General features: G+C 59.2%; 3 protein-coding genes. All 3 read left to right on the top strand.

Going from position 1 to position 2,902, the window contains the following annotated elements; genetic code table 11:
• The first annotated feature begins 14 nt into the window (after positions 1-14).
• Positions 15-167 (top strand): hypothetical protein, encoded by a 153-nt coding sequence (locus QZY48_RS34670; protein WP_366929651.1) that lies wholly within the window; start codon positions 15-17, stop codon positions 165-167.
• 409 nt (positions 168-576) lie between these two features.
• On the top strand, positions 577-930 hold the full coding sequence (tnpB, locus tag QZY48_RS07690; RefSeq protein ID WP_295429784.1) for an IS66 family insertion sequence element accessory protein TnpB: 354 nt from the start codon (positions 577-579) through the stop codon (positions 928-930).
• A gap of 55 nt (positions 931-985) precedes the next feature.
• Complete coding sequence (locus QZY48_RS07685; protein WP_295429782.1) at positions 986-2,524, top strand: IS66 family transposase; 1,539 nt, start codon at positions 986-988, stop codon at positions 2,522-2,524.
• The last annotated feature ends 378 nt before the right edge of the window (positions 2,525-2,902 follow it).

Here is a 2,902-nt window from a genome sequence, read left to right as displayed (position 1 = left end):
TGGCCAACTGCCGGGTGCATGACCTGGATCCCGAAATGTATCTGACCGAGGTGATCAAGCGCCTGCCGCACAATGCCACCCCGGAACAAGCCGCCGAGTTGACCCCGGCCCGCTTTGCTGCCGCCCTGGCCGCCGCCGCCCTGGCCGAAGCCGAGGCCGTCGCCTGACCCAAGGTCGATCCAAGCCCCCCTCGGGTCGCCCGCACCGAGGGGTGAAATTTAGGACGCTTACGACCGACCGGCGTGGTCGCCTGCGCTACACTCCGGAACAGAAGAAGACCATGGTTGATGCCTATCTGGCCAGTGGTTTGAGTGCCCCGCGATTTGCATCCCTCCATGGCGTGCCCTAGAAGACGCTTGTTTCCTGGATCAAGAAGGCCAAAACGGCGGGATCGGCAGACCCTCCTGGGTTGCCGTGTCACGCGTTCCTGTCACTGGTACCGGCGGAACTCGAAACCGCCGGCGACGGGCGCGCCATGGAAGTGTTACTGCCGGGTGGTGCGAAACTCGTTATCACCGCGCCCGGCCAAGTCCAACTTGCCGCCGCCTTGATCCGCGCACTCGAAAGCCCACGGCCATGCTGAGTTTTTCCGGCAGCTTGAAAGTGTTCGTGGCGGTGGAACCCTGCGACATGCGCCGCAGCTTCAACGGGCTTCACGACGCGGTATGCACCAGGCTGATGGAAGACCCCAAAAGCGGCTCCATCTACGCCTTCACCAACAAGCGGCGGACCCTGCTCAAGATCCTCTATTGGGATGGCAGCGGAATCTGGATTTTAGCGAAACGTCTTGAGCGAGGGACATTTTCATGGCCTAAGGCCGCCGATGTGAAAGACGGAAAACTCCGCCTCAACTCCACGGCGCTCGCCCTCCTGCTCGACGGCATCGACATGCGCGACGGGTGCCAGCGGCCGTGGTATGAGATCCGGTGAAAATGCAGTTTGTTCCAACAGAATGGCACGTCTTTTGCTACTAAATAGATAGTAAATGGACGCAGACGAAAGACAGAAGTTGCTAGATGAGATTGCGCGCCAGGCCGCCGAGATCCTGGTGTTGCGTCAGGCCATCGACGCGCTGACCCGCCGCATCTTTGGCGTATCGAGCGAAAAGCTCGATGCCGCCCAGCTCGAACTCATGCTGGACCCCGACTCCGCAAAAAAAGCCTCCGCCGCCGCTCCCGCAGACCCAGGACCGGCGGCTGAGATCCCCTCCCACAAGAAAGCGGTTACAAAAACCCGCGCCCCGCGCATCCCAGATCACCTGCCCTTGGTGCGCGAAGAACTCGATCCGCCCGAAGTGAGGCTCAACCCCGAAGCCTTCCGCCGCATCGGCGAGGAAGTGCGCGAGCAACTCCACTTCAAGCCCGCCGAGTTCATCCGCATCCAGCTCGTGCGCGGCAAATACGTGCGCAAGGATGATCCCTGCGCCAAGCCTTTCATCAACCCGCTTCCGCCATCCCTTCAAGACCGCTGCATCGCCACTCCCGGCCTCATCGCCGAAGTGGTGGACAACCGTTTCGTCTGCCATCTGCCCTACTATCGTCAGCAGGAAATGTTCGCCCGCATGGGCGTCAACCTTCACCGCAAGACTCTCTGCGACTGGGCGCTGCTCGCTACCGATTGGATCTCCATTATTTACCGGGAAATCCAATACGAACATTGGCGCGCACTTTACCGACAGATTGACGAAACCCCCATCGATTACCTTGAACCCGGCAGTGGCAAGGCCCAGACCGGCTACCTCTGGGTGTCTAACATCCCTGGCGGGAGCGTGCTCTACCACTGGCGCGACGGGCGCGACGGCGGTGCCATCACCGAGTTGTTCGGCGACAGTCTGTCCGGCGACGTTAACGCCGACCCGCTCGTGCGCATCATCCAGTGCGACGGCTACAGCGCATACACAGCGTGGGCCAAGGACAAGTCCTGGGTCAAACTCATGGGGTGCCACGCCCATGTCCGGCGGAAGTTTTTCGAAGCCAGCAAGCAATCGCCCCGGCTCATCGGTTGGATCCTGCGCCAAATCGGTCACCTCTATCACATCGAGACACAACTGCGGGAGGCCAAGGTTGGCCCCGCCTTGCGCGAAGCCACCCGCGCCGCTCAGAGTCGTCCGATCCACCGCCGACTCAAGAAACTGATCGATCTTCTCGCACTCCGGCGTTCGATCCTGCCCAAGAGCCTGCTCGGCAAAGCCATCAGCTACACGCTCAACCAGTGGCAACGCCTCGAAGTCTATCTGAGCGACGGCAGGGTCGAGATAGACAATAACGGAGTCGAAAACTCGATCCGCCCGACCAAGCTTGGTGCGCGCAACTGGATGTTTATCGGTGCCGAATCCGCCGGTCAGAAGTCCGCGATCCTCTACACCATTGTTGAAAACTGCCGCCGCCTGGGTATCAATCCCAAGGAATACCTTGAGGACGTGCTCACCCGGCTGCCGGCCATGAAAGCCAGCGAAGCCGCCAGCCTCACCCCAGCCAACTGGCTGCTGGCTCGCAGCGGAAAATCGGTCCGTATGGCAGCCTGATAGCGTAGCGGTCATAGATGCCGCCATTATGACCGCTATGCATCTGCCGGTGCAAATGCCTATGCACGGTGCTTGGGACTACGCTTACGTTTCAGATGCAATTCTCGATTCAATAGAGGAGTATGGACGCTTGAAAAACGTCGTCACAATGATTCGTATCGCACGATGATGCGAGACGCTGGTGTGACGCTCCAGCGGACCCGCATGTTTGGAATTTCTTGCAAGACCGTCGCGGCAGTCTATTTGCAATCTCCGTCGCGACGTGTGATAGCGAAGGAATTTAGATACAGTTGCTAAACACATCGTTTAGCAAAATGAAACGTTGAACGACTTGTTCTGGCTTGAAACTAAGTGAAATCATCTTTAATACGACCCATT

This window comes from uncultured Thiodictyon sp., from assembly GCF_903828115.1.
Classification (GTDB): domain Bacteria; phylum Pseudomonadota; class Gammaproteobacteria; order Chromatiales; family Chromatiaceae; genus Thiodictyon.
The sequence above is the reverse complement of the archived record's forward strand: the minus strand, read 5'-3'. Positions and strand labels throughout refer to the sequence as shown.